The sequence below is a fragment of the Candidatus Methylacidiphilum fumarolicum genome (genome assembly GCF_949774925.1).
GTDB lineage: Bacteria > Verrucomicrobiota > Verrucomicrobiia > Methylacidiphilales > Methylacidiphilaceae > Methylacidiphilum > Methylacidiphilum fumarolicum.
Map to the genome: position 1 here is coordinate 1,426,061 of NZ_OX458932.1, position 26,778 is coordinate 1,452,838.

General features: G+C 41.5%; 27 protein-coding genes, 1 pseudogene and 1 riboswitch. Of the genes and pseudogenes, 13 read left to right on the forward strand and 15 right to left on the reverse strand.

Annotated features, from left to right (window positions below; genetic code table 11):
• Positions 1-3: 3 nt before the first annotated feature.
• The 3 genes from QOL44_RS06555 to QOL44_RS06565 all read left to right on the forward strand — a co-directional run bounded on the left by QOL44_RS06555 (position 4) and on the right by QOL44_RS06565 (position 4,594).
• The gene (locus QOL44_RS06555) at positions 4-912 is read left to right on the forward strand and encodes a deoxyribonuclease IV (protein ID WP_228343266.1); all 909 of its coding nucleotides are present in this window, start codon (positions 4-6) and stop codon (positions 910-912) included.
• A gap of 44 nt (positions 913-956) precedes the next feature.
• Entirely contained in the window at positions 957-1,301 is a 345-nt protein-coding gene (locus QOL44_RS06560; RefSeq protein WP_009060870.1) for a glutaredoxin family protein, read from the forward strand.
• Between the two features lie 1,070 nt (positions 1,302-2,371).
• Positions 2,372-4,594 (forward strand): TonB-dependent receptor family protein, encoded by a 2,223-nt coding sequence (locus QOL44_RS06565; protein WP_009060868.1) that lies wholly within the window; start codon positions 2,372-2,374, stop codon positions 4,592-4,594.
• Between the two features lie 372 nt (positions 4,595-4,966).
• Here QOL44_RS06565 and QOL44_RS06570 read toward each other — a convergent pair whose 3' ends face one another.
• The 4 genes and pseudogenes from QOL44_RS06570 to QOL44_RS06585 all read right to left on the reverse strand — a co-directional run bounded on the left by QOL44_RS06570 (position 4,967) and on the right by QOL44_RS06585 (position 7,843).
• Positions 4,967-5,227, reverse strand: a complete 261-nt coding sequence (locus QOL44_RS06570) for a hypothetical protein (protein ID WP_134372475.1) — start codon at positions 5,225-5,227, stop codon at positions 4,967-4,969.
• A 645-nt stretch (positions 5,228-5,872) separates the two neighbouring features.
• Positions 5,873-6,425: pseudogene (locus QOL44_RS11420) on the reverse strand (IS607 family transposase); the annotation flags it as partial.
• 234 nt (positions 6,426-6,659) lie between these two features.
• Positions 6,660-7,367 carry a uracil-DNA glycosylase gene (locus QOL44_RS06580; RefSeq protein WP_009060245.1) on the reverse strand — a complete coding sequence of 236 codons (708 nt, stop codon included), beginning with the start codon at positions 7,365-7,367 and terminating at the stop codon, positions 6,660-6,662.
• Between the two features lie 8 nt (positions 7,368-7,375).
• On the reverse strand, positions 7,376-7,843 hold the full coding sequence (locus QOL44_RS06585; protein WP_009060244.1) for a nucleoside deaminase: 468 nt from the start codon (positions 7,841-7,843) through the stop codon (positions 7,376-7,378).
• Positions 7,844-8,037: 194 nt separating this feature from the next.
• Positions 8,038-8,150, forward strand: a riboswitch (SAM riboswitch).
• A 75-nt stretch (positions 8,151-8,225) separates the two neighbouring features.
• On the opposite strand from QOL44_RS06585, the gene thrC reads away from it, so the two are divergent.
• The 3 genes from thrC to QOL44_RS06600 are packed head-to-tail and all read left to right on the forward strand — an operon-like array spanning position 8,226 to position 10,026.
• Positions 8,226-9,464, forward strand: a complete 1,239-nt coding sequence (gene thrC / locus QOL44_RS06590) for a threonine synthase (RefSeq protein WP_009060243.1) — start codon at positions 8,226-8,228, stop codon at positions 9,462-9,464.
• Between the two features lie 26 nt (positions 9,465-9,490).
• Positions 9,491-9,781 carry a ubiquitin-like small modifier protein 1 gene (locus QOL44_RS06595; RefSeq protein ID WP_009060242.1) on the forward strand — a complete coding sequence of 97 codons (291 nt, stop codon included), beginning with the start codon at positions 9,491-9,493 and terminating at the stop codon, positions 9,779-9,781.
• 2 nt (positions 9,782-9,783) lie between these two features.
• Positions 9,784-10,026, forward strand: coding sequence for an NIL domain-containing protein (locus tag QOL44_RS06600; protein ID WP_009060241.1), 243 nt, complete (start codon positions 9,784-9,786; stop codon positions 10,024-10,026).
• A gap of 49 nt (positions 10,027-10,075) precedes the next feature.
• Here QOL44_RS06600 and QOL44_RS06605 read toward each other — a convergent pair whose 3' ends face one another.
• From QOL44_RS06605 to QOL44_RS06615, 3 genes are all read right to left on the reverse strand, one after another.
• Complete coding sequence (locus QOL44_RS06605) at positions 10,076-10,399, reverse strand: FmdB family zinc ribbon protein (protein WP_009060240.1); 324 nt, start codon at positions 10,397-10,399, stop codon at positions 10,076-10,078.
• A 41-nt stretch (positions 10,400-10,440) separates the two neighbouring features.
• Complete coding sequence (locus QOL44_RS06610) at positions 10,441-12,282, reverse strand: GreA/GreB family elongation factor (protein WP_009060239.1); 1,842 nt, start codon at positions 12,280-12,282, stop codon at positions 10,441-10,443.
• 91 nt (positions 12,283-12,373) lie between these two features.
• Positions 12,374-13,027 (reverse strand): helix-turn-helix transcriptional regulator, encoded by a 654-nt coding sequence (locus QOL44_RS06615; protein WP_009060238.1) that lies wholly within the window; start codon positions 13,025-13,027, stop codon positions 12,374-12,376.
• A 197-nt stretch (positions 13,028-13,224) separates the two neighbouring features.
• On the opposite strand from QOL44_RS06615, the gene serA reads away from it, so the two are divergent.
• Genes serA through QOL44_RS06630 form a run of 3 tightly spaced genes read left to right on the forward strand, consistent with a single transcriptional unit; the run spans position 13,225 to position 15,606 of the window.
• Complete coding sequence (serA, locus tag QOL44_RS06620) at positions 13,225-14,820, forward strand: phosphoglycerate dehydrogenase (protein WP_009060237.1); 1,596 nt, start codon at positions 13,225-13,227, stop codon at positions 14,818-14,820.
• Between the two features lie 40 nt (positions 14,821-14,860).
• The gene (locus QOL44_RS06625) at positions 14,861-15,244 is read left to right on the forward strand and encodes a hypothetical protein (protein WP_009060236.1); all 384 of its coding nucleotides are present in this window, start codon (positions 14,861-14,863) and stop codon (positions 15,242-15,244) included.
• Positions 15,232-15,606: a DUF488 domain-containing protein gene (locus tag QOL44_RS06630; protein ID WP_009060235.1), complete on the forward strand. Its 375-nt coding sequence runs from the start codon at positions 15,232-15,234 to the stop codon at positions 15,604-15,606. The genes QOL44_RS06625 and QOL44_RS06630 overlap by 13 nt, the downstream gene beginning before the upstream one ends.
• On the opposite strand, the gene QOL44_RS06635 is transcribed toward QOL44_RS06630, so the two are convergent.
• From QOL44_RS06635 to QOL44_RS06670, 8 genes are all read right to left on the reverse strand, one after another.
• Positions 15,603-16,307, reverse strand: coding sequence for an HAD family hydrolase (locus tag QOL44_RS06635; RefSeq protein ID WP_009060233.1), 705 nt, complete (start codon positions 16,305-16,307; stop codon positions 15,603-15,605). The genes QOL44_RS06630 and QOL44_RS06635 overlap by 4 nt on opposite strands.
• A gap of 15 nt (positions 16,308-16,322) precedes the next feature.
• A complete protein-coding gene (locus QOL44_RS06640) occupies positions 16,323-16,925 on the reverse strand; it encodes a histidine phosphatase family protein (RefSeq protein WP_009060231.1) in 603 nt (200 codons plus the stop codon).
• A gap of 52 nt (positions 16,926-16,977) precedes the next feature.
• Positions 16,978-19,017 carry a transketolase gene (gene tkt / locus QOL44_RS06645; RefSeq protein WP_009060229.1) on the reverse strand — a complete coding sequence of 680 codons (2,040 nt, stop codon included), beginning with the start codon at positions 19,015-19,017 and terminating at the stop codon, positions 16,978-16,980.
• Entirely contained in the window at positions 19,010-20,032 is a 1,023-nt protein-coding gene (locus QOL44_RS06650; protein ID WP_009060227.1) for a phosphoribulokinase, read from the reverse strand. The genes tkt and QOL44_RS06650 overlap by 8 nt, the downstream gene beginning before the upstream one ends.
• 17 nt (positions 20,033-20,049) lie before the next feature.
• Positions 20,050-21,000 carry a CbbX protein gene (gene cbbX / locus QOL44_RS06655; RefSeq protein ID WP_009060225.1) on the reverse strand — a complete coding sequence of 317 codons (951 nt, stop codon included), beginning with the start codon at positions 20,998-21,000 and terminating at the stop codon, positions 20,050-20,052.
• Between the two features lie 52 nt (positions 21,001-21,052).
• On the reverse strand, positions 21,053-21,469 hold the full coding sequence (locus QOL44_RS06660; RefSeq protein ID WP_009060224.1) for a ribulose bisphosphate carboxylase small subunit: 417 nt from the start codon (positions 21,467-21,469) through the stop codon (positions 21,053-21,055).
• A 27-nt stretch (positions 21,470-21,496) separates the two neighbouring features.
• Complete coding sequence (locus QOL44_RS06665) at positions 21,497-22,960, reverse strand: form I ribulose bisphosphate carboxylase large subunit (protein WP_009060223.1); 1,464 nt, start codon at positions 22,958-22,960, stop codon at positions 21,497-21,499.
• Between the two features lie 72 nt (positions 22,961-23,032).
• The gene (locus QOL44_RS06670) at positions 23,033-24,376 is read right to left on the reverse strand and encodes a transaldolase family protein (RefSeq protein ID WP_009060222.1); all 1,344 of its coding nucleotides are present in this window, start codon (positions 24,374-24,376) and stop codon (positions 23,033-23,035) included.
• Between the two features lie 195 nt (positions 24,377-24,571).
• Between QOL44_RS06670 and rplU the strand changes: the two genes are divergently transcribed.
• The 4 genes from rplU (at position 24,572) to QOL44_RS06690 (ending at position 26,726) form a co-directional block, all read left to right on the forward strand.
• Positions 24,572-24,904: a 50S ribosomal protein L21 gene (gene rplU, locus QOL44_RS06675; protein WP_009060221.1), complete on the forward strand. Its 333-nt coding sequence runs from the start codon at positions 24,572-24,574 to the stop codon at positions 24,902-24,904.
• Positions 24,905-24,928: 24 nt separating this feature from the next.
• A complete protein-coding gene (rpmA, locus tag QOL44_RS06680) occupies positions 24,929-25,186 on the forward strand; it encodes a 50S ribosomal protein L27 (RefSeq protein ID WP_009060220.1) in 258 nt (85 codons plus the stop codon).
• A gap of 72 nt (positions 25,187-25,258) precedes the next feature.
• Positions 25,259-26,353, forward strand: a complete 1,095-nt coding sequence (gene obgE, locus QOL44_RS06685; protein ID WP_009060219.1) for a GTPase ObgE — start codon at positions 25,259-25,261, stop codon at positions 26,351-26,353.
• A 22-nt stretch (positions 26,354-26,375) separates the two neighbouring features.
• Positions 26,376-26,726 (forward strand): TMEM14 family protein, encoded by a 351-nt coding sequence (locus tag QOL44_RS06690; protein ID WP_009060218.1) that lies wholly within the window; start codon positions 26,376-26,378, stop codon positions 26,724-26,726.
• Positions 26,727-26,778: the final 52 nt, after the last annotated feature.

Sequence of the window (26,778 nt, forward strand, 5' to 3'; positions counted from 1 at the left end):
AAAATGGGCACTAAAGAGAGATTACCAAAGCAGGAAATGTGTCAACATCCCCTTTTGCCTGCTGAGATAAAATCTAGACTTGTCGGAGCGCATGTTTCGATCGCCGGTGGATTTCGATTTGCAGTTTTACGTGCAAAAGCTTGCGGTTTTAGTGCTGCGCAAATTTTTTTGAAAAACTGTCGAAGATGGGAAGATCCAATAGTAGATCCAGAAGATATAGCTCAATTTTTAAGTTTAAAAGAAAAATATAGGATCTTTTTTTTTGGTCATTTCAGCTATTTAATCAACCTTTGCGCTTCGACAGAACAGACAGCGGAAAAATCCATCCACGCATTGCTCCAAGAAATGGCTATAGCCTCAAAGCTCACTCTGCCATTTGTCGTTTTGCATCCTGGCAGTTCTGCAGTAGAGAAAACAATAGAAGCAATTGAAGTTCTCTCTACTCGATTAAATCTAGTGATGGAGATGACCGAAGCAGAAGAGGTAAAAATTGCCCTTGAAACAATGGCGGGTCAAGGCGGCCAGATTGGAAGAAATATTGAACAACTAAAAGCGATCTTTGAGAGACTAAACAAGCCGGAACGTTTTTGTTTTTGTTTAGATACTGCCCATCTTTGGGAAGCAGGATACGACGTAAAAAGCAAGGAAGGGTATGAAGAATTGATTGAAAAAATTTCAGCTGCTTTAGGCCTCTCTAGAATTGCTGCGTTTCATCTCAATGATTCAAGTAGCCCTTTTGGCTCAAACGTTGATCGGCACGCCCATATTGGAGAAGGGACTATTGGCCTTGAACCATTCCGAAGGATAATGGAAGATAGTCGATTTGCTAGCTTGCCTATGGTTTTGGAAACTCCTAAAGAAAATGGCGTAGAGGCGGATTGTCAGAATCTAAGAAAAATTTTAGTTTATTAAAAAAATTTCTAGTCAAAAAGTGTAATCTAGATATAGTAATTGCCATGAGTAATCTACGTATTGTTGCCTATTTAAAACCATCTTGTGGTTGGAGTAACGGGGTAAGAGCTATTTTGAAGAAATACAACCTTCCTTACGAAGATAAAGACATCATTAATTATCCTGAAAACATGGAGGAGATGATTATGAAAAGTGGGCAGCCTTTTTCTCCATGCGTTGAAGTCAATGGCGAAATGCTTGCTGATATCAGTGGTCAGGAACTTGAAGAATGGCTCATTGCCAAAAATTATGTCCAAAGGATAGACAAGCCAGTCGATATACCTATTGATCAAGCCTGCTCAGGGGAGCATCACCAGAGTCAGCCTATAAGAATAAATTTTGAACTTTAAAACCGTTTGGATTGCTAGTATCTCAACTTACTTTTTAAGATAAAATAGAAAGACTTTACGAAGCTATAAAGAAAGCATTCAGTTACACCGCTGAAAAAGGTCGAGAACAAAGTCATAAATGTTTTTTGACTCCCTTTGTGTCCTTATTTTGCTTGTTTTTTCTCAGGTAGGCTGGGCAGCGCAGTGAGCAAGGTTGGTGCACAACCTTGCCCACTGCTAAGCTAATTTTTTGTGTAAACTCAAGTAGTTTTGTGTCCACCTGCCGTGAGAATCACAGACTCCAGTGGGCCCATCCACAAATAAATCGCCAGGGCTTCTAATCGAACGGATTGTCATGACGGGATAAGAATTGATCCCGAAAAATCATCTTTATTGGATAAATTGACCTTTAACACACCGATCTAAGAATCGTCTATGCCCCATTTCATTGGGCAAGAAGAAGGTGTTTTTGAGTGACGCTCCGCACAGCTTTCATAAATGCAGCAGCGCAGAATTTCTCTCTTTATTGCATCTGGCCATATATGTTGATATTGTATTTCCAGAAGCTCAATAGGTTACTAATAAATCGTGAAAAACAAACTAATACTAATTAAATAGAAATTATTACAATTATAACATGCTTATTGTAATTGTGTTTTTCATTGGCATTATCGGTTCCCTTTTCTACGCAATCCAGTTTTTATGACTCACAGAATTAGACTATAGGTGAAGCTTTTTGGCAACGATTTCTATTGTTTTTTTAGGTAATAAAGCAGGATTTTTCTCATTCATCTGACCGTAAGCAATCCAAAAAACTTTCTTTTATCTTTCTCTTTTATTATCTTCCTTAATTGTCCCATTGTCATTTCTACATCCTTTAGTAAATAACTCCTATTTGATACCAAATAGCTGCATTCAAGTAAAAATTAATGATGTAATTAGAATATACACATTTTCCATTCTATCGTCACATTGTGAAATAAAAAAAATAATACTCTCATATTACCAGATACGATTTTGCGCAATATTGTCGTTGCTTTGTCATAATGTAAAATATCATTATATATGATACTTAATAATTGTATTTATATATGAATCATGAAATCATATATATAATGAAATATTGTAACTATTCTTTAGTAAGAAAGCTATTTATATTATGTATAATAAATAATAGTATAAATTTTGGTTCATTAAATGGTCAGCAATCTCAGGAATCACCTAATCCAAATACCAGAGTGGTTATGCCGGAAGTGGAGGTCTCTGAATCTGAGCCTTCTTTAACTGTTCCATCCGCACAAAAAATGCAAGAATTATTAAATGAACTTCCAGCAAGTTCCAATCTTATAGAAGCTAAGCGAGTCCGTCAGGGCAGAGCAGCAACTTTGCAAGATCTTTTTTTGTTTCAACCTGGCATATGGACCCAACCTGGATTTACCGGTCCTAATGCCTTCCGAATATCAATTAGGGGATCTGGCCTATCGACTGGAGCAGGGACTGAAAGAGGAATATGGTTTTTGCAAGATGGGCTTCCCTTAAACCCTCCAGATGGAGTGCTGTTTAATCAAGGGGAGTTTGATCCATTGGCTTATCAGTATTCTGTGATATCTCGTGGAGCCGAGGCTTTTAATTATGGATTTGCAACACTTTTTGGAGCCGTAAACTTCGTCACATACACTGGCTATACTGCCCCTCCCTATTCAGCTTATTTTACAGCTGGTAGTTTTGGCTGGCTACAAGGTTCCATTGAAGCAGCTGGTGTGGAGTCCAAGACAGATTATTTTGCAGTTCTATCCGATGCTTCAGCAGAAGGCTATCGTTTTCACAACAGCTTTAACAATGCTTGGTTGAACACAAACATAGGCTATAAGATCACACCAAATGCTGAAAATCGGATCTATTTTACCTATTCTAACCAGCAATGGCAAGTTCCTGGGCCTCTTGCTCTTGAGGAAGTCTTAACGGATCCTACCACAGCTAATCCAGCCTATGTGGAGGGAGACTATCGGCAATTTTGGGACACCACCCGACTAGCCGACAAAGCAACCTATACTATTGATCAACATCAAACCGTAAACATGGGAATTTCTTGGACCAATCTCCATCAGATAACTTTTTATGGTCTTTTTTTCCAAAGCTCCAATAATTTCTTCTCTCTACCCTGCAACTATACAAATACCATGGACCTTTATGGACATCGGAACTTGATTGTTGCTGGGGCCATGCCAATGGGTGAGTTCTATCAAGAGAATTGGAATAAGCTTTTGGGAACTATTCAGGGAGCTCCAATGGCCACATATAATATGACTGTCGTAAATATACCCATCTACGCTTATGATCAATTCTGGGTTAACGAAAAATTTTCTATTAATCTAGCTTTACAAGCTGTTTACGATCGGTTGACGAACGAAGCTTATAAAGATCTCATTCATCGAAGTGTCGATACCACACTGACGTTTAGTCAATTCAATCCTAAACTGGGGCTTCTGTATCAAGTGGACCCTCATAATCAAGTCTATACCAGCGTAGCAAGAAGCTTTGAACCCCCTTCTCTTTATGAAACGGCAATCTCCCCTAACGCTTTACCACCCAACCTTGCGTTATACCCTAATAGAGCTCAAAATGCCATCACAGCTGAGATTGGAACCAGAGGCCAATGGGATAGATTTAATTGGAGTTTTGCTTTTTTTCAATCATGGGTTACAAACGAACTGCTTGAAGTCTCTTTAAATCCTCCACTTAATACTCTAATTTATACAATTAATGCTCCTCCAACCACTCATCGTGGAATTGAAATCAGTCTCAATACCACCCTGGCTAGGGGTTTAATGGTTAGCGATTCCGACCCACAAAATCAGGATCAAATTGTGCTCTATCAGATTTTTGATTGGTATCGGTTTTATTTAAATGGGAATTTTTTTTCACCTACAACGCATCAAGAGATACATCTAAGTGGTAATCAACTTTTTGGCGTGCCTGAATATTCCTATATGGCACAATTGTTATATATGCATCCTTCTGGATTTTATATTGGACCCAATGTTATGGCATGGTCCACTTATCCAGTGGATCTGGTTAACACAACATTTGCTCCTGGAACTGCTTTGCTTGGTTTTCGGATTGGATATCAAAATCCCAAAAAACATCTATCCATTTATTTAGACGGAAGGAACTTAACCAACGAGCATTATGTAGCAATGGTGAGTGATGTTTTTGATGCCTCTAATGGAGGAAAGATTCCGTTGTCAAAACAAACGTACTTTTGGCCTGGAGATGGTTGGGCTATTTACGGAGGAATTTCATGGAACTTTTGATATTCACTGAAAGATTTGAATTTTTTTTATAATTATATAGCAATTTAAAATTCCTCTTCTTTTCTTAAGGATGACCCCCTGTTCGAGAAATTTGACAAAACCCTCCTCCCATGGCTTAAAAAAACTAAATAACTTAAGACCATCAAAGCAGCTAGCTTCTCAGTTGCAAAGAGTTTGAAGAGCTGACCTGACCATAGACTCAGATAATATACGTGAAAGAGACATAAGCAGGTGGTCTAACCCTTTTCCTATTATCCCTCTCCAGCCTTCTTATACCCTTTTTCTATAGCATGGAAAGGCGTTCCGTTAGACTTTCTCATTTCGGCTCGTCAGCAGAAACAAAGCTGATTTCTTGCTTCCTCGAGGCCAGTTTCACACCGCCTTCTTGTGGCGACGACGGCCAGAGCTTTCCTTTCCCCATACTTCACATCTGACAGCACTTGCCATAGAGCCGCCAATACTGCCAAGCCATACCCCAGGTGATTGCTGGTCGCATTCACCTCCCAGTCCTGGAGGCTTCCACAGTCCAGGCAGGTCCACAGGCGAACAGTCAGCGGTATTTTCTTCTGACCCTTCCCACCAAGCCAAAGAGGTATTGCTGGACGCAAACCAGCGATCGGCCACCCCCACCATTCCGCCTTGTATTCTAGTTGCCGCCAGAACTCGAAAACACTCCCGTCGGCAATGGACCGAGCCAGGGGATGGCTTTTCAGTATCCCCTCCCCATTCAAGTCTTTGATGACAATCGAATGAAGCCGTCGGGTGAGGTTGGACGTGAACTGGCGACAGGCGTCCTGCCCGATTTTGTCAATGCGGGCGTGGAGGCTGGACATCTTGGCTATTACCTTTCTCGCATTCTCTGTCGCCGGCAACCGTGTGCTTTTGGGAATCGGAGCATTGTCCGCTAACCCGAGCTCTCTAGTCAGGGGAAAACAGTCAGGCCCGCCTGTCTTGCGGTACTTCGGGTACTTTGCGCGTCCTGCCCAGAAGTTCTTGCAGGCGACTCCCAACTGCCCAATTGCCATCTGTGATGCGTTTTTGGTGACTTCGAGCATACAGGGGAATTGCTCGCGTTTCATGGCGTTGAGCTGGTGACGGAAGGAAGGCTGCGAGAGCTTGGGCAGGCAGGTGCTTGGCTTTCCCCCCCCCGCATAAAGTCTCTACCACTTGGTCAGCACCCAGTTGTATCTGAACCGTGTGGTCCCCGCTGCCTTGGCGAAGGAGGTGACCTAAATACTGTGTGAGACCAGCGCGATTATGTAGCGATGATCCCGACTGAGATTCCTCCACAGCTTTTTTGACATCATCCAATAGCTTCTGGTTCTTGCGCAAGCGACTCCCCCGCATAGCCAAGCGCTAAACATTGCAATGATTTCCAACACGCCCTTGGCCCAATCTTCCTCGAAGGTCGTCTCTTTGTCTTGGTTGAGAAGGACCACTTCCACGTTTTTCGCCCTGTAGGTGGCAAATACCAGTTCTGTACCAAAGCACAACAGCCGGTTCTTGTGGAGGACGACCAGCCACTTAATCTTGCCACTGATGCCAGCATCGAGCAGCCGCTTGAGACCCCTCGTGTGAGATTTCATGCCAGACCCTACGTTCGCGATGGCCTCAAACGTTCAGCCCTGGCAGGCACAGAACAGCTCAAGCATCTGTTTCTGCCCTTCCAGCTCGTCCTTCTAATCGGGGCTGGAAACACGGGCATAGGCAATGGTACGCCAGTTAGCTTCGGCTTCGGCACGGAATAGCTCTGGGGCAACCGCACAAGAGCGTAGCGCTGGCGTCCGCCCGCCGTGCGGGCTTGCGGCAAAAGCTTGCCCTCGCGTTCCCATCACCGCAGCGTTGGGGCAGAACCCCTCAGGAATTCTGGCGGCCTTTTGAAGGCTGACCATCTTACGCGACAGGTTCAAGCTATGCATTACTGAGCAACAAAGTGCCAGTGTTATGGAAACTGTTCCAACCCTTTTGTCTCTCAAATTATCTGAAAGAACAATCATACAAATTGCTATAGTTTGCTCCGTAGAAGACAGATCACGCAGTCCTGGCAGTATGATGAACTAAGCGCCTAGCTATTTAAAAGTTGATCAATCCGCTTTAAAACAGCATCGAACATGCTCTTGGTGAGTCTACCTGTAAAGGTGTTTTGTTGGCTTGGATGAAAGGAAGCCACAAGAATTTTGCCATCCGGGAGGGTTAGTTCGATTCCATGGCTAAAGGAGGGCTTTTTGACTGGAAAAAGTTCTCCTTTTTCTTTGGCCATAATTTTAAGTGTTTTAAAGATACCATCAAAGGCAATGCGGCCCAAAGCCAAAATGACATGGATGTTTTTTAGAATGTTTAATTCTTCTATCAAATACGGTCTGCAATTGATAATTTCTTCTAAAAGCGGTTTATTATTAGGAGGCGCACACCGAACCGTAGCCGTAATGTAGACTTTATTAAGGACCAAAGAATCGTTTTTTCCAATAGATAATGGACTGTTGGAATAGCCAAAGCGGTAGAGGGCATCGAACAGAAAATCTCCGCTCCGGTCGCCCGTAAAGATTCTACCAGTACGGTTTCCCCCATGAGCTGCTGGTGCAAGCCCAACAATGAGTAGCTTGGCAGAACTATCTCCAAATCCAGGAACGGGTTTGGACCAATAAGTTTCTTTGGCAAATCTTTTTGGTTTATGCTTTGATATTTCTTCCCTCCAGGCTACAAGCCTCGGACAGAGACGGCAAGCAACCACTCTTTCTTCTAGATCGGAAAGTGCTCGATCTTTTGGATGCATCTAAGGCCCTAGTCAGTGATTTTTCCTATATCTTCAAACCATAGCTCAGGATTTGATTCAATAAAGGAAGTTAATAATCTTTTGCATTCTTCATCATCGAGGTGAATAATTTCTACCCCATGCTGTACAAGGACTTCTTCAGGTCCTTTAAAGTTATGATTTTCTCCAATGACGACTTTTTTTATTCCATAGAGGAGAATAGCTCCCGTGCACATCCAACATGGAGAAAGGGTCGTATAGAGTATGGCGTTGTGATAAACTTTTGGTGGGTAGCGTCCCGAATTTTCTAAGCAATCCATTTCGCCATGCCTTATAACGCTACCCAATTGGACCCTACGGTTTCTTCCCCTTCCAAGCACTCTATCTTTGTAGACAAGGCAGGCACCGATAGGTATTCCTCCTTCTTCAAATCCAATTTTTGCTTCCTCTAGAGCGATTTTCCAAAAAGGATCTGATTGATGCCGTGGACAGTTCATGAATTTTTTTTCCTATGATATTCGCTTTGAAGAAAGACGATTGCAAGCATAGTTTGATGATAAACTAATGGATCGAAAAATTTACAAAGATTACTATATTAAGCTTTTACTTTATTCCCGCTCTTTTTCTTTGCCTTATTGCTTTTATTTTTATTGACAACTTAACGAAGGCCTTTATGCTTAATAGTCAAAAACTCTTATCGAGAGCGGTGGAGGGACTGGCCCTGTGAAGCCGCGGCAACCGGAAAAGAACTCTTTTCGTCTAGGTGCCAAGCCCAGCCCTTTGAAGTTAAGGGGAGGATGAGAGGAAGTTTCTTTCTCTTTATTTTTGCCTTTTCTTCCTTCAAAGCAAGCCTCGGTAAGCATCACAAAGGAATAAATCGTGAAAGAATTTTTTGATCGTTTGAAGTGTAAGGAATGCGGCAGAAGTTATCCTAAAGAAGCGCTTCATGTGTGTGAATTCGATTTTGGCCCTCTGGAGGCAACCTACCATTATCATAAAATTAAAAAATATGTTTCCAGGCAAATGATCGAATCTGGGCCCTATTCGATGTGGAGATATGAACCCTTTCTTCCTTTGGAAGAGGAACCCACAGTTGGACTCCATACGGGAATGACACCGCTACTGGAAGCTAAAAGACTAGCCAAGATACTAGGGATCAAAGAACTCTATATTAAGAATGACACAGTCAACTTTCCTAGTCTTTCTTTCAAAGACAGAGTTGTTTCTGTTGCCCTTTCTCGAGCTAAAGAGCTTCATTATGAAGTCGTTTCCTGTGCTTCCACAGGAAATCTTGCCAACAGTCTGGCTGCCCACGCTGCTGCCAATGGATTTAAAAGTTACGTTCTTATTCCTGCCGATCTTGAGCCAGCAAAAGTCATTGGGAGTTTGGTCTATAACACAAGGGTTATCGGTATCAAAGGCTCCTATGATAAAGTTAATAGGCTTTGTTCAGAAATTGCTGGCAAATATCGCTGGGCCTTTGTCAACGTCAATTTTAGACCTTATTACGCTGAAGGTTCGAAAACGATGGGCTTTGAAATCTTAGAACAAATGGGATGGAAAATTCCTGATCACACTGTAATCTGTATGGCCAGCGGCTCTCTATTGACCAAAATCGATAAAGCTTATCAAGAAGCCATTCTCTGTGGGCTAGTGGAAGAAAAACCCTATGCTATTCACGGGGCCCAAGCCTCTGGTTGTAATCCCATTACGGCGGCCTTTAAAAAGGGAACGGATTTAATCAGGCCTATAGCCAATCCAAACACGATTGCAAAGTCTTTGGCTATTGGAACGCCTGCCGATGGTTATTATGCGATTCAGACGATTCGGCGAACTGGTGGATATGCTGAAGATGTTACTGATCAAGAAATTATTGAAGGCATAAAAATTTTGGCTGAAACTGAGGGTGTATTTGCTGAAACTGCTGGAGGTGTTACGGTAGGATGTGCAAAAAAATTGATCCAAAAAGGATACATACCCTTAGAAAGCCAGGTAGTTTTGTGTATTACAGGTAATGGTTTAAAAACTGCAGAAGTCCTCAAAGATCATTTAAATTCCATTGATGTGATTGACCCGCATATTCAAGATTTTGACAAAGTAGTTGACTTTGAAAAGTAAAAAAAGCAAAGGAGTAATGAATAATTATGAATACAACGCTAAACGACATCACTGTTAGGATTCCCACTCCACTTCGTGGACTAACTCAGAATAAAGAAGTTGTCTATGTTTCTGGAAAGACGATCAAAGAACTGCTGCTTAATTTAGAAACTCAATGTCCAGGGATTTTGAACCGCATATGCAATGAAAAAGGGGAGATTAGGCGTTTTGTAAATGTTTATCTTAATGGGGAAGACATTCGATTTTTAAACGGTTTGGACACCCCACTCCAACAGAGGGATGAAGTAAGCATTGTCCCCGCTATTGCTGGGGGATAAAGATGATCAAACAACGCTATTGGCTCAGTTTGGATGGACATCTCTGTAAGAGGCCTTTGATATGGGAGTTGAGTAGGAATTTTGATCTCATTTTCAACATCCGAAATGCAAGTATCACTGGAGAAATTGGCATTATAGGTATTGAACTGGAAGGCAATCCAGAAGTTATTAAAGAGGCAGTTTCTTGGCTAGAGTCACAAGGGGTGCATGTAGAGCCTGTGGAGATCAGCACCATCGAAGGATAAGTTCAATGGAGATGGTATCGCTGAAGACTGTTTGAATAAAGCAAGCGATTTACTCCACCCCAGCTTTAGGTTTGGCTGAAGTACTATTCGAGGCGCTGCTATCTCCACCAGTTGTTTTAGTTGTAGATGAAGCTTCCTTTTCTGCTTTGGCAGCTTTCATATAACTAGGGCTACGATAATCAGTAATATAGAAACCAGAACCTTTGAATAAGAGGCCCATCCCACCAGAGATAATTCGTTTAACTTCACCTTTTGCCCAGGGTTTCAAAACACAGCATTCTTCTGGGCAACAGAGCAAAGGTGGTTCGGTAATCGATTGGAAAATTTCAAATTCCTTACCACATTTACTACATTCGTATAAATAGGTTGGCATCTGGATCCTTTCTTTGAGAAAAAATTGCTGTTAGTTAAGTTTCAAACAGAAGGGGCGTCGATCCATCGCGTTATTTTGTCAATCCTGATCTCTTTTGTGCTGCCATCCTCCATTGATACCTGAACCACATCCCCTGGTTTATGACCCAGTAAAGACTGACCAAATGCCGCTAAATAAGAAATAATCCCCTTGCTTGGATTGCTATCCCATGCCCCTAGAATGGCTATAGAACTAGGAGTATTAGTTTTCACATTCGTATAATGAACAACCGTTCCAATATTTACCACTGAAGTATCCACATCAGAAAAGTCCGTAGCCCTAGCCTTACTAATCATAGATTCTAGTTCGGCTTTCCTTCGCATTAACACTGCTTGCATTTCTTTAGCTGCTTTGTATTCATGATTCTCTCTGAGATCCCCATAGGACCTGGCATGCGCTATTTCCTTGCTATTTTCTGGAATCTTTTTCCTCACTAGCTCATCCAGCTCCCTTTTCTTTTCTTCCAAGCTACTCCAAGACACAATTAAGGTGTTTTCCCCTTCGATCCCACGATTTCCGCTAATCAATTCCTGAACTTCTGGTCTTACCTTTACAATAGCTCCTAGCAATGATCTCTTATCAAGTTCTCTAAAAACAGGGCTAAGGAGTACCGTACGGGTGATATCCTTGACATCATCCAGAGAAGAGGTAGACAGTAGCCCCTGGATCAGTCCTGTACCAGTAGTTAAAAGATCGTACAATTTTTCAGCTTTCTTTCCAACCGAACCAAGTTCTCTTTCAAGAACATAAAGGATGCAATAAAAAAGATCAGAATTTAAAAGAGGCTGAAGCAGATTATTTCTATTTTTACAAAGCCAGTACAATAATTCAACGGATAGGGCTCTTTCTCTGATCAATCTATTAAATTTTTCAAGCAAAAGATCAGTCAACCCCGACTGCTCAAAAATCTTAACGATATTATCTGCCAATTTCCCATCCGCATTGATCAAAAGATCGAAAAACAGCTCAACAGGTTTATTCTTCCTCTCCCAAAGTAACCATAAAACTCTCTCTTGGTTTATTGACGATAATCGTAAAAGGGAAGATAAAAGAAGATCATATTTTTCGGGAATATAAAAAAATAGATCTTCTTCCTTTTCAGAAGGCAGAGGAATTTTAGCTTTTTGGATAATTTCTTCTTTCAATAAAACAAAATCCAACGTAGGAAAAGAATCCTCCTTAGGCTGTTGCAATAGGCTTTCTATGCTTGTAACCACTTTCAAAGCTCGATCCTGATCATTCCAATTATCTATTTCTTTGAGTATTTTGTATAACGCATCAATCTTTTTTCGTGGAGGTAGTGCTGACTGAAGGGTTCCAATAAATAGGGAATAGTTATCGGGAGCTTTATCTAAAATAATAATAGGTTCAGATTTTTTAGAAGGAATACGGATCGAGGCAGATTTTTTAATTATTTTTTTTGAATTTTCCCACCATTTCTTCCATTGGTCAGCAGAGATAACCTCAGGACAAAGAACAGCCTGTAAACGCTCTGGGGTAGCCTTTTGCCGAAAAGAAAGAACAAAAATCTTAATTATCTCTTCAGGATTCTCAAGAGAAAGTTTCTGTAAATAAGATAGCTTTTCTTCTTTCAAAACCAACAAATGGTTAGAAGAAAGGACTGTGAGAGAAGTATAAGCAAAATCAAGAGCCAATTGATGCGAGGGCTTGCCTTTAAAATCAATGATCACACAATCATTACTCTCATCTATCTTCTTGATCTTGCCTAATCCCCAACTCCGATGAATGCAAAAGACCCCTTCTTTAAAATTATTTGAATTAATAGTTTGTTCCCATTCGTCATCCTCTTTACTAGAAATAATATCAATTAGTTCGGTTGTCATATGATAATTAAATTTAATACATAGGAACAATTTAACAATAATAAAGAAGTTTAATTAAAATCAATCCAAGAAATTTTATTTTTCTCATTTTTTATTCCAAAGGAGAAGAGGGTTCAGAAAATAGGAAGCTACAGCAATAGCTCCCATAAGATCTATCCTCGATACGTCGCACAGGCACGCCTAAAACCTTTTCAAACATTCTTCTTTCGAATTTTTTTATTACTGGATACTTATCCAACAGGGCTAAAAGAGGATGATGATATTCTATGATTTTTAACTCTTCCCCTTCCTCAATAACAAGCTTACCCATATATCCCCTTTCTTCTCTAAAACTCAGTAATTCTTTAGCTTTATCAACTAAGCTCAACGCACTGACAGCCTGACTAAGACTTTCCCCATCCGTTCTATATATCCAATGGATCAGCCGATCAACCGCTAGGGACCCATAAATGGATTCTATAGCTCTTAGCAGCTGCTCAGTAAAAGAAGAACAGTCTTTAGGAAAAAAAACCTCCGCTTTCTCCGTTAAGCAATAAACGATCTCCGGTCTTCCTACAGATTTCTGCCTTTTACGGGTTTCTAAAAATCCTTCCTTTTCTAGTGATGCACAATGTTGTTTGACTCCCATGTACGAAAGATTGATTTTTTTAGTCAGTTCCCCTATGGAAAGTCCCGGGTTTATCTTTAATTCAAAAAGAATATTATAACGAGAATCTTTTATCAAATTGGATAAAAGGCTATTCATACTGTTTAAAGCTACATTGGAATTGCATTGCAAAAATATTTGCTTAATAAAGCGATCTTTTTTTTATTGAAAAAATTTCAAAAAAAAGAAATGCTTTTATTCTTCTTTCCTTTTCAATGAATTTTTCTATGAAAAAGTGCAACTAACTTTTTAACAAATTCAATGTATTCGTAATGAATTTCAATGAGTAAATTATTATGACTATTCCATATCATATCCTTATCGCTGACCCTATTTCCAAAAAAGGGATTCTTGAATTAGAAACTTCTGGGCAAATTAGAATAGACGAAAAATATGGCTTAAAAGAACCCGATCTTCTTTCCATCATTTCTGAATACGATGGTGTGATTGTCCGCAGTCAGACGAAAATATCTCGAAAGGTTATCGAAGCAGGAAAAAAGCTAAAGGTCATTGGGAGAGCGGGTGTGGGTATTGATAATGTTGATGTCGAAGCAGCAACAGAAAATGGGATAGTAGTGATGAACACCCCCGGAGGCAATACAATTGCCACAGCCGAACATACCTTTTCCCTGCTTCTTGCTCTTGCCAGAAATGTTCCCCAAGCCCATGTATCCATGCAACGTGGAGAATGGAAACGAAAAAATTTTGAAGGCGTAGAGCTTTTTGGAAAAGTCCTAGGTATTATTGGGCTTGGGAGAGTTGGAATGGAAGTAGCCAAACGAGCACTTGCCTTTGGCATGAAAGTTAAATGCTTCGATCCCTACCTCTCGCCCACGAAGGTGAAAAACCTCCAAGTGGAACTTGTCAACAATTTGGAAGAGCTCTTTTTTGATTTGGATTTTCTTTCCCTTCATGTCCCTCTTACCTCTGAAACCGAAGGGATTATCAACAAGGAAAACTTAAAAAAATGCAAACAGGGAATCAGGCTTGTCAATTGTGCCCGTGGCGGGTTAATCCGGATTGAAGATTTGCTGGAGCTGCTTAAATCAGGGTGGGTAGCAGGAGCCGCACTCGATGTCTATGATCCTGAACCTCCGCCTGCTGACTTTCCTCTACGCGGACTGCCTAATGTTATTCTCACCCCTCATTTGGCTGCATCCACAGTCGAAGCACAGGAAAATGTTGGGACCGAAATCGCAGGCATGATCATAGACTTCTTTTGCCATGGCATAATCCGGAATGCTGTTAATGTTCCGAGTGTTGATCCGAAAGTACTTTCCATTCTTAGTCCTTACATGGCTCTAGGCGAAAAGCTGGGAATTTTTATGAGCCAGTGGATTCCCAACCGAATTGACGAGCTGGTTATCTATTTCTCAGGAAAAATCAATGAATATGATACAAGTCCACTGACTCGTGCTGTTTTAAAGGGATATTTGCGAAAAGTCGCTGGCAAAGAAGTCAACGAGGTCAATGTCATGTTCTTAATTAACACCCTCGGCATCAATGTCAAAGAAGTCAAAATGAGTAGTGCCGGAGAGTTCACCGAGATTATTGGCATTGAAGCCAAAACTGATGGACTTGTCTTTCAAGCTGCCTCAACTTTCTATGGGAAGTCACACAGACTCGTGCAACTCAATTTCAATCCCATTGAAGCCTCTATGGAGGGAATTCTTCTATTGCTCGAAAACAAAGACAGGCCAGGAATCGTTGGCAAAGTTGGGACTATCCTTGGAGAACACGCCGTCAATATTGCAGCGATGTCTCTTGCCCGAGCAAAGGCCCAAGAAAAGGCAATTAGCATACTCAACTTGGACAACATCCCAAGTCCTGAAGTCTTAGCTCAGATACGCAATACGGAAGATATTTATAATGTGAGGTTAATTTCTCTATGATTTTCTTTGTTTTTAAAAGGAAAAATGCTAAAGTTTTCTTGTGAAACGTATTGCAGGATCATTATTCTTCCTTTTTTTTGTAAGCTTTCCCTTTTTGCTTCCTGCAGCCAATACACAGAAAAGTGATCCTGAAATTTCACAAGCTAAAAAAATTGAAAAGAAACCAAAACCTATTCCTATCAAGCCCGCACCAGAAAAGGCAAAAAAAGCCCCTACCCTTCTCCCTCCTCGGGCTACGGGCATTATTCCCGAAGGGATAAGACAAGGGCCTCAAATTATTAATCCATTGGCTCCAAAAGAAATGGGATATGGGCAAAAGTTCATGGCAAAGGATCCAAGACAGCCTCATCCTACGTGGACGATCAATAGTACAGAGGTCATGACTCCTGGAGGAGGCCTGGAACTATTTACATGGGAGTGGTAAAAAAAATCTGCATTAAGCGCGTTTACGAAGAGCCTTCTGCACAAGATGGGTACAGGATCCTTGTTGATAGGTTGTGGCCCAGAGGAGTGCACAAAGAACAATTAAAAATCGATTTTTGGGCAAAAGATTGGGCCCCTTCGGATGAATTGAGAAAATGGTTTGCTCATGATCCTCAAAAATGGGAGGCATTTTCGAAAAAGTATATAGAAGAACTTATCAGTAAAGAAAATGCTATCAAAGAGCACTTAAGCAATTGTCCTTCTCCAACTGTTACTCTCCTCTACAGTGCTAAAGACACGGTGCATAATCAGGCAGTCGTTTTAAAATCTTTTATTGAAACAAAACTCAAAGATATTGCCTAGGCAGGATTAAGGAGCGAATCGAGCAAGGAAACATTAAGCCTAGATATGTCAGCTGTTACAAAGACCGCTCCTTTGAAATCTGCACATGATGTATAATCATTAGGAACGGCAACACATTTTATCCCTGCTTTCAATGCGCAACGTAATCCGTTCATAGAATCTTCTATGGCAATAACCTGTTCTGCTCCTAAGCCCAGCTCTTCTAGACATTTCCTATAAAGGGGGGAGTCTGAAGCTGTTTTCGTTCCAGCTCTTTTCCCTAGAATAGGATGAATATGAGGCCTTAATTCAGGCAGATGGCGAATAAGAAAGGCTTCTATTTGTTCTTCAATTGAGATAGAAACAATAGCAATAGCTATTCTCTCCTGCAAGGCTTGCTCAATTAATTCCTTTATACCTTCTCTTAATCGTGCCTTATGGACATGTTTTTCAATATAAAGTTTTTTTTTCGTTTCAGCCCAAAGATTCGATATTTTTTTTAATTCTTCCTCCGCTACCGAAGGATACAATTGTCTATAAGCGTGCTCCATCCTTGCTTGATTACCAGGCAATTCAAGCAGAGCTATAAATTCTTCCCAAGACCATTGGATAGGTATACCGAGTGTTCTAAATGCTTCATTACATGCAGGCAGATGCGCTTCCTTTTCGCTGAAGGCTATCGTTCCATCAAAATCAAGAATGATTGCTTTTAGCCTGCGCATGCACTTACTACTCTTTTAGCAATTCGAGAGGCACTTTTCAATGACCTGTGAAGATACAATGGATAGGTTTTGGGGCAATGTTGTTTCGATAATTTCTTTTTTGAAATGATTTAGCTCTAACCCTTGAAGCGCGCACCGTAAAAGGGAGCATATATATTTATGGATAATGACCAGAACATTCTTCTCCTCGTCATTTTCTTTATAAATAGCAAGGATGGTGCTAAGAATCCTCCTTTGTGCTGTAAACACATCTTCTTTACTGCCAGGAACCAGAGGCACATTCCTTGGATCTTCAATCCATTGCAGATATAAAGAAGGTTTTAGAGCAGAAAGTTCTAGAGCTGTTTTCCCTTCCCACTCCCCCATATCCATTTCCAATAGACCATCTCTTGTTTCGTAGGGTACTTCCAGAGCGGTGGCATAAATTGTAGCTGTCTGCCTTCCTCTTGTCAAAGGACTCGAATAAATTTTACTAATCTTCAATGCTTCCAGGAAGCCAACATTCATTTTTGCTTCCTCAATCCCAATTTCACATAAAGGAATATCCGTACGACCCTGAATTCTGTGCTCTAGATTCCAAGCGGTCTTACAATGCCGCGCCAAATAGAGATTACCCATCTTATTAAAAAAGAATATAGGCCTCTAGAAATCAAGGACTTGTCCAGTAACCCTATTGTAGTTTTCCTAAGGATCGAATGGCAGCTTCCATAACCTTCTCAGCAGTAATACCAAACTGCTGATAGATCACTTTATAGGGTGCCGAGGCTCCGAAATGATCTAAGCCTACTACTTCTCCATCGAGTCCAATCCATTTGTTCCATGCGAGCGTCGCTCCAGCTTCCACCGCTACCCTAGCCCGAATCCGTGATGGAATCACCTCTTCGATATACTGCGCAGGTTGTTGAAGGAATAGATCCCAAGAAGGCATAGAAACGACCCTTGTTGGTATTTGTTTTTGCGCCAGTAATTTTTGGGCTTCCAAAGCAATATGAACCTCTGAACCAGTCCCAATCAAAATGACCTGAAAGTCAGCCATATCAGAAAGTACATAGGCTCCATATCTAGCTCCAGAACTAGAGGCATACTTGGATCGATCAAGTACAGGCAACGCTTGCCGAGTCAGGATCAAGGCAGTTGGCCCATCTGTTTTTTCTAAAGCTACTTTCCAACCTTCCACTGTTTCTGCGGCATCACAAGGTCTGAATACCGTCATATTCGGTATGGCTCGAAGAGCAGTAAGCTGCTCGACAGGCTGATGGGTTGGCCCATCCTCCCCTAACCCAATGCTATCATGAGTGAAAATGTAAATTACAGGCAGTTTCATCATCGCAGCTAATCTCATGGTAGGCCTCATGTAATCCGAAAAGATAAGGAAGGTCCCTCCATAAGGCCTTATTCCCTTATGCAAAGCCATCCCACTCATTATTGCTGCCATCCCATGTTCTCTGACTCCATAGTGGATATATCTGCCTGCATAATTCCCTTTTGTAATATCCTTTGCTTCTTTCGGTTTGGTGTTGTTTGAAGGAGTCAAATCAGCGGAACCACCTATAAGGGAGTCAACTTTAGAGAAAATAGCATTAATAACACTTCCAGAAGCAGCCCGTGTAGCAATCGGTTTATCTAAGGGGAAAGTTGGCAAATCTTTATCCCACCCTTCCGGTAGCTCATTCTTTAATGCTTTCTCTAACTCTAAAGCCTCTTTTGGATACTTTTTGGAATAGCTTTCATAGAGCTCTAGCCACTGTTTTCTTCTTTGCTTACCTTTTTGAGCAAAAACACGAAAATACTCTTTTACTTCCTCGGGGACATAGAACGAAACGTTAGGAGGCAAACCTAGTCTTTCCTTGGCTAATCTCACCTCTTCCTCCCCTAAAGGTTCTCCATGCGCTTTTTCCGAATCCTGCTTATGTGGGCTGCCATAACCTATATGAGTTTTGGCAATAATCAGATGAGGCTTATCCATGCTCATCTTCGCCCTTAAAAATGCCGCTTCCACCTGTTTGCGGTCATTACCATTGATCTGTTGGACCTCCCATCCATATCCAAGGAACCTTTCTTGCACATTGTCGCTGTAGGCAAGCGAGGTATGCCCATCGATTGTAATGCCATTGTCATCATACAACACAATAAGCTTGCCCAGCCCCAGATGGCCAGCTAAGGAACAACTTTCATGAGAAATCCCCTCCATTAGATCTCCATCGCTGGCAAATACATAGGTCCAATGGTTAAAAAGCTCTATATCAGCTTTATTATACCGGCTTGCCAAAATTCTTTCTGCCAAAGCCATCCCTACAGCATTGGATATCCCTTGCCCTAAGGGACCAGTCGTTGTCTCTACTCCAGGAGTATGTCCATATTCGGGATGTCCCGCTGTTTTTGAACCAAACTGTCTGAAATTTTTTAAATCCTCTAAAGTCAGACCGTACCCACTTAAGAAAAGCAAGCTATAAAGCAGCATAGATGCATGTCCGCAGGATAGAACGAACCGATCCCGATCTGGCCAATCGGGTGCTTCAGGATCAAAAGATAAAAACCTAGTCCAAAGCACTACAGCCGCATCAGCCAGACCCATAGGCGTTCCTGGATGCCCTGAATTTGCCTTCTGAACGGCATCCATAGACAACCCCCTAATCACATTGACAGCCAGTTGCTCTAGTACTTCATCTTGAAGTAAATCCTTTATTGTGCGATCCATGATCTTATCCATTGCGTTTGATCTCCGTGTTAATTTCCTTGAGGCTTAACTCTCTTTGTCTTCTAATCCTAGAAAGCGCATCTACTGGGGGAGCAAAAGGAATAGTAGCATTCTCATCATACGCTCTCAACAGATGATAAGCAAGAAGCAATTGAGTTAAAGCTAAAGGATGGCTATGTTTAATCTCATTTCTATCCAGATATCTACCTAATCGATCCAGATTGAGTGGTGGCACTCCTTTAGGAAGATGATTCCAGATCGTTTTTTCTAATCTTAAAGCCTCTTCTTCTGGAACATTCCCATCAATCTCAAGAATATCCACCGGCTTTCCCATGTCTCTACCCAGTTCAAGCCGTATTCCTGAATTTTCAGCCCGATTATCAATAAGATACGAAAAATCGGGATGAGGGATGGTAGGCCGCAAAACAAGTCTTGTATTCAAATGCCCATCTATTTTTGCAGGATCTACCCCTTTGGGAGGATAAAATGTAACGATAATATCTGCAAACTCTCGTTGCGGTCGAATATAAGCTTCTGAATCAGGTTCTCTTTTGACTAACTCTTCGAGCACCTGCTCTGCTGTGTAGCCCCTTTTGGTCGTATCCCTCTTTATTTTCCAAATTCTGCGAAGTTCTTCAGGAGGATTCAAGTAGACCTTGACGTCATAAAATTGACGCATGACTCGAGTATAGAAGCCGAGCAACCCTTCCACAATGATGAATTCTTTGGGCATAATGTATTCAGGGCGAACAAGGGTGCCATTAGAATGATCGTACACTGGCTTTAAAATGGGCAATCCATAATGGAGTCTTTCTAGGTGTTGCTCCATGATGTCCAAATAATTACAATCAGGATGTAAAGCGGTGATGCCAATCTGAGCTCTTTCTTTCCGATCATACTTATGGTAATCATCCGTACAGATATGGGTCACTCGATCGGCACCTAATAGGTTCACTAATCCACCTGTCAACGTGGATTTCCCCGCCGCACTGTCTCCAACGATTCCAAGCATTATTGGCCGTCGCATAGGATTATAGGATTAGATCAACACTTGGTTATTTCTTTTTCTTCTTTTGGTTGATTTTCCTGAAAGACTCGACTCTGTCGAATATCGGAAACATCGATTCGCATCAGTTCGGTCGCAGGGATTTTCCCCCCTTTTTCGATCAGACGAGCCGCTTGACGAAGTTTAAATCGATCTATGGCATTTCTAACGCTTCGGGCGTTAGCAAAGAGGGGTTGTTGCATTCGTAGTCTCAAATATTCCTCGAAAGCCTTTCTCGATGCATCATCAAAAGTATACATCTGCTGCTTTAGCATAAGTTCAGCAATTGCTATCAGCTCTTCAAAAGTATAACTTGGAAATTGGATATGATGCGTGATCCTAGATCTTAATCCGGGATTCATCTGGAAAAAAAGCTCCATCCTGTCCTGATAACCAGCAAAGATCACCACAAGATCTTTCCGGTTATTCTCCATGGCCTGCAAAAGAATTTCTATTGCCTCTTGACCATAATCCCTTTCGCTTTCAGGACGGTATAAAGCATAGGCTTCATCAATAAAAAGAACCCCACCCATGGCCCGCTTAATCACTTCTTTTGTCTTGGGGGCCGTATGACCAACATATTGACCGACAAGATCTTCTCGTGTTGCCGATACTAAATGCCCTTTTCTAACATAGCCAAGTCTATGTAAAATCTTACCCATTTTCATCGCAACAGTCGTTTTCCCAGTACCAGGAGGACCCGTAAAAGACATATGTAAGGAAGGAGGTTCAGTAATGACTCCCGCTAATTCTCGAAGTCTTTGGACCATCAGAAAAGAAGCAATCTCTTTGACCCTTTGTTTAACTGGCTTTAAACCAATCAACTCCTTTTCAAGATCATTCAACACATCCTCGATCCGAAACTGAGTTAATTGTTCATCCACATCGACGATTTCAGCCCTCTCAACACTCTCCGTAGAAACAAACCCTTCTTTTTGCTGAACCTCCATCACTTACCTCATTTTGGATTGATTTTAGGAGCTGACGATAAAACGCAAAGGTTCAATACCGTTGACCTTTTGGCTTATCCAAAGCATAAGGCTTAAGCCTGTACTTCTGCTGCCTATCTTCCCATTCCGTTCTATCTAGTTCAAAACCAGGCTCTTCTTTCGGCCGGTTACAAATAAAACTGATCATGGTCGATTGATAGCCCTGCTGCCTGTTATAGCCACTAATCCTAATATAATGGTTTGGAAAGGCCTTTCGGCATTGGTTTAACTCCTGCATGACCGCCGCCGAATCTTTTATATCAAAAAGAGGCAATCCCCACATATCCCAATAAGTATTCCGCGGATGAGGATCATCGGTATATTCAATCATGACCGACCATCCCTGATCTATAATATATTGAACCTGAGCAGCTATTTCTTCATCAGTAAAGTCAGGCAGATAAGAAAACGTACCCTGGGTAATTCTCATAATCGTTATCCTTTTGTTATTAAGTTTTTAAACCTCTACAGTCGGCATCGCCACCGCATCAGGCACATCAGTCGATTCAAATTCAAAGCTGATATCCTTCCATGTTTCAATGGCCTTCGCTAGTGCCGGGCTCCACCGACAGGCCTTTTCAAGAATTTCTGGCCCTTCCCTAAGGATATCTTTGCCTTCGTTTCTTGCTTGCACCATGACCTCAACGGCTACGCGGTTAGCTGTCGCCCCTGCAGCAATCCCATCCGGATGTCCTATCGTCCCACCTCCAAACTGTAGGATGGTGTCTTCACCCAGATACGTTAAGAGCAGATGCATTTGACCGGCATGGATGCCACCAGATGCCACCGGCATGACCCCAGGCATGGAAGCCCAATCCTGTTCAAAATAAAGACCAAGCATCGGGTCGGCTTCTGTATACTGTGTTCTTAATGTCTTATAATAGCCTTGCACTGAATGAAGATCCCCCTCCAGCTTACCCACTACCGTGCCTGCATGGATATGATCCACTCCTGCCAACCGCATCCACTTGGCGATTACTCTAAAATTCACTCCATGAGTTTTCTGTCTAGTATACGTACTGTGCCCCGCACGATGGAGATGAAGTAAGACCCCATTCTTTCGACACCACTTAGCCATCGATTGGATTGCTGTAAATCCAGCTGTTAAGTCTACCATGATAATCACACTGCCAAGCTCCTTGGCAAATTCAGCCCTTTCATACATCTCTTCCATGGTAGCCGCTGTCACATTTAAATAGTGGCCTTTAATTTCCCCAGTCTCTGCCATAGCCTTATTCACAGCTTCCATACAGAAAAGCCACCGGTCTCTCCACCGCATAAATGGCTGGCTATTGATGTTTTCGTCATCCTTAGTAAAATCGAGTCCTCCCCTCAAAGCTTCATAGACAACCCTTCCATAATTCTTGGCAGATAATCCCAGTTTGGGTTTTACAGTGGCTCCAAGCAGTGGCCTGCCATATTTGTTGAGATACTCCCTTTCCATCATGATCCCATGGGCAGGTCCTTGAAAAGTCTTTGTATAATGAGGGGGAATCCTCAAGTCTTCTAATCTTAGAGATTTTAGAGCTTTAAAGCCAAAGACATTGCCGATGATGGACGAGGACATATTGGCTATTGAACCTTCCTCAAACAAATCTAGATCATATGCAATAAAAGCAATATATTGGTTAGTTCCAGGGACTTTTTCTACTCGGTAACATTTGCCTTGATAATGCTCATAGGCAGTCAATCTGTCTGTCCATACTACAGTCCATGTCGCTGTAGAAGATTCCCCAGCCACAGCCGCCCCAGCTTCTATGGGTTCTACTCCTTCCTGAGGCACAAATCGAAATGCCGCTAGAATATCCGTATCCTTTGGTACGTAGTCAGCGTTATAATAGCCCATCTCCGCATAGGGAGTCACCCCCGCAGACCACCTGTTCTTTTTTGCTCCAGCTTTTCCATAACCTGCAACTGTCATTTCTTACTCCTTTTTTTGCTTCTTTTATATTTTAAGAATAAATTACCAAAAGAAAAATCCAAAAAAAATGATTTAAAAAGATTTTTCTATCTTTTTAATGATATCTGCATCCATTTTTTCCTGAAAGTTGGAAAAATCACCAAAAGCTAAAATGCTATAGAGTGTATCCATTGCGATATTCTTTGTCAATGTCGAATTTAAATCTGGCAGTTTCGATTTTCTCAACTCTTTCCACTCTAGTGCGCTAGGTGCATAAAAGAAATCCCCAAATCCAGCTTGATCAAATTTTTTCTGTAAACCTTCTCCATCGATCTCCTCAAATTCAGGAGTCTTTCGTAACTCTAGAAGAAATTCAATAAACTGGGGCTCAACCACAAAAAGACGCTCAAGCTGTTTTCTGCCAACTTTATTCAACACCTCTTCTTTTAAATGTAGCTCTTCCAGATAACTCTTCTGCTCCTGAGAAGTGATATTTCCGGGAAGCACTTCTTTTTGTTCCAAGAAATCTTTGAGAGCTTTGTATGGAGCCGTATAGACATCACAGCCAGCTGTAATGGGAAAAGTTTGCCACCGGCGCATACTAGCCACAATATTTAAAGTTTGCACTCCGTAAGCACTTCTTATTTTTCGAAGTTGTCTTTGAGCCTCCAATACTACATGCTCTCCTAATAATTCTGACTCTAGCCCTTGACTAAGTCTACCGATAAACACGTTACTGCGGTGTGGATTTGCCAGTAGAGCCGCCGCAACAACTTGCCTTGCCGAAAAGGTTGCCGTAAAATTAACAGCAATACCCGCTTTCTCTAGCTCCCTAGCAATCACAAAACAGTGGGGGAAGTGCGGTGTAAAAGGAACTTTGACAAAACAATTGGGATTGCTAGCATGTAGACACCACCCCGCTCTAAAGGATTCCTCCATGCTTGCAGCTAGTCCTGTATGCAATTCAAGGCTAATTTCCCATTTTCTCCCCACTCCATATTTCTCGGTGGCTTCTATCCCTATTCTTCCATTAATGATAGTATAAAGAATGCTAGCAGCTTTAGAAAGACTCAAGGAAGGAGTAGCCTTTTTTAGCTCTTTTGTCCATGCTTCGAGGCTTTCCTGTGAACCTTCTCTGTAGAAGTTTTCGAAAATTTTTGCTACAAGCGGCTGATTGGTAGTATTGCCATCGATTTCCTCGTTGTAAACAAATTGGTCTTGGTCTTCAGAAAAAACGATAAGGTCTGAAAGTTCATTAAAATCAGCAGTATCAACATAAATATGGATGGTGCCCACTTTTTTAAGTGCCTGCAGTAGTGGATGCGAAATATACCTGACTGCTTTTTTTAATCTGTTTTTACCTCGCACCCGTTTGATAATTTCAAGAGCCGTATTTTCTAAAGGTGTAAGGTAATCCGTAATATTTTTTGTTTTCATAGTTCTCCTTTTTAGGGATAAGCAAATTGAATAGAAGTGGGTTAGGAAACACCCTTAAAAGAAGATACCCAGACAGAGCGACTAGAAAAGTAAATATTTCTATTTTTCTTTATAGATTTCGAAGAGATATTGTATAAATTTTCAGTTGCATTTTTAACGATTTTCCATTTTAGTTAGGTTCTTTAATTTGGACTTATGAAAGCAATCATACAAACAGGAGGAAAGCAATACTGGGTGAGTGAAGGAGAACAACTCTCAATCGAATTACCCAGTCAGCAACCTACCCAAGAGAATACGATTAAAATAGAGGAAGTTCTCTACGTGGAGGATGGGCAAACGAAGCATGTCGGTACTTCCTTTGTTCCAGGAGCTGCGGTTGAATTAGAATGTATCTCTGAAATAAAGGCACCTAAGGTTGTGGCCTTTAAATTCCGTCGCAGAAAAGGCTACCACCGAACCGTGGGTCATAGACAAAAACTTTTACTTGTCAAAGTTAAAAAGATCCATTATCCAGCTGACAATCAATAACTTTTTACACCGGGAGAGATCTTTATGGCTCACAAAAAAGGTCAAGGCAGTACAAGAAACGGTAGAGATAGTCATAGTAAAAGACTAGGCATAAAAGAATACAGCGGAGAAATTGTCAAAGCTGGCCATATTCTTTTACGACAGCGGGGAACAAAATTTCATCCAGGAAAAAACGTTGGCATGGGAAGAGATTTTACCCTCTATTCCCTTGTTGACGGCAAGGTTTTTTGGGATGGACAAAGAAGAGTGGTTCATGTTAGACCTCTGCCGGAACTCACTTGATCCCATCCTCCCTACCTTCTTTTTCCTCTCTTTTCTGCTATAGTATTATAAAACCTCATTAATTGATTAAAAATGTTTACAGATTATGTGCGGATTTTAGCCAAAGCGGGAAAAGGAGGTAATGGTTGCGTTAGCTTTTGTCGAGAAGCCTTTCGTCCTCATGGAGGGCCCGATGGCGGAGATGGCGGTAAAGGAGGTGATGTTATCTTAAAAGTCAACCCTCAGGTTTCGGATTTGACCCCATTCTTCTTTTCCCCACACCAGTTTGCAGAAGATGGGCAAGCAGGCAAAGGCAAAAAAAGAAAGGGGAGGGATGGGAAAAACCTCGAGCTAGAGATACCTCCAGGAGTGGTCGTTTACCGGCTGACAGCAGGCCATCTGCTCCATTCCTCCACTGACCTTTTGCCTATTCCCAAACCCGGGGAGCCAATGGATAAAATGGTCGAACTGCTGGAACCTGGAATGCGTTTTATCCTTTGCAAAGGGGGAAGAGGCGGAAGAGGTAATTTTCAGTTTCGAAGTCCTATCAATCAAGCTCCACGATATGCCGAGGAAGGAGAGGAAGGAGAATCAGGGCAGTTTCTTCTAGAACTAAAAACTATTGCTGATATCGGGTTTTTGGGAATGCCTAATGCAGGCAAATCGACGTTGCTTTCTAAGATTTCGAGTGCAAAACCAAAAATAGCGCCCTATCCTTTTACTACAATCAGGCCTCATGTAGGCATCGTTAGTTATGAGGATGGTTTAAGAATTTCCTTTGCTGATATTCCAGGACTTATCCAAGGAGCGCATTTAGGAAAGGGTCTTGGATTTTACTTTCTTAGACACATAGAAAGATCTCGTATTCTCGTCTATGTGCTTGACCTTGCTGATCAGATGACAGACTCAATAGCTGTCTTCTACATGCTGCAGGAAGAAATACAAAAATATAATAAAAAACTGTTAGAAAAGCCTTTTATTGTTGTGGGAAACAAGATAGATCTTCTGCCTATTGAAAATACCAAACAACAAGCCTATGAGTTTGAACAAAAAACTGGCTATCCATTATTGCCCCTTTCGGCTCGCGAAGGCAGTGGGATCCATCATTTTCTACAACAATGTCGAGAAATGGTCTTATTAGCAAGAAAATCATTTCCTTCTTCAAAAATCGAGCTTTCTAAGTTATAATAAAGCGGTTGCGCTTTCAAATATGATAGAAAGAATCTCTACCGGCTTAATCCTTTATGGACTAACCCTTCTCATTCTTGGGTTCGTAGGGTATTTATCTAATCCTCAAAAAGCCAAAACTTCTCTTTTCAGTGGAGGAGGCATGGGGGTTCTTTCCATAGTCCTTGGCTACTTTTCTAAACTGCCTTTCGTATTACCTGTTTCCTTTATCCTTATTATCCTCTTTAGCCTTATGTTATTGTGGAGAGCAGTCATAACTTGGAAATTGGTACGAGCTGGAAACAAAAACAAACTCTTTGCTGCTTCTCTTCTTTCCATAATGCTCTTCTTGTCCCTGTTAACACTCGGTTACCTATACATAGCCCAAAAATAAAAATGGTTTTTTATCTTATTTTTTCATCTTAGCCCATGTTTGGTGAAAATTT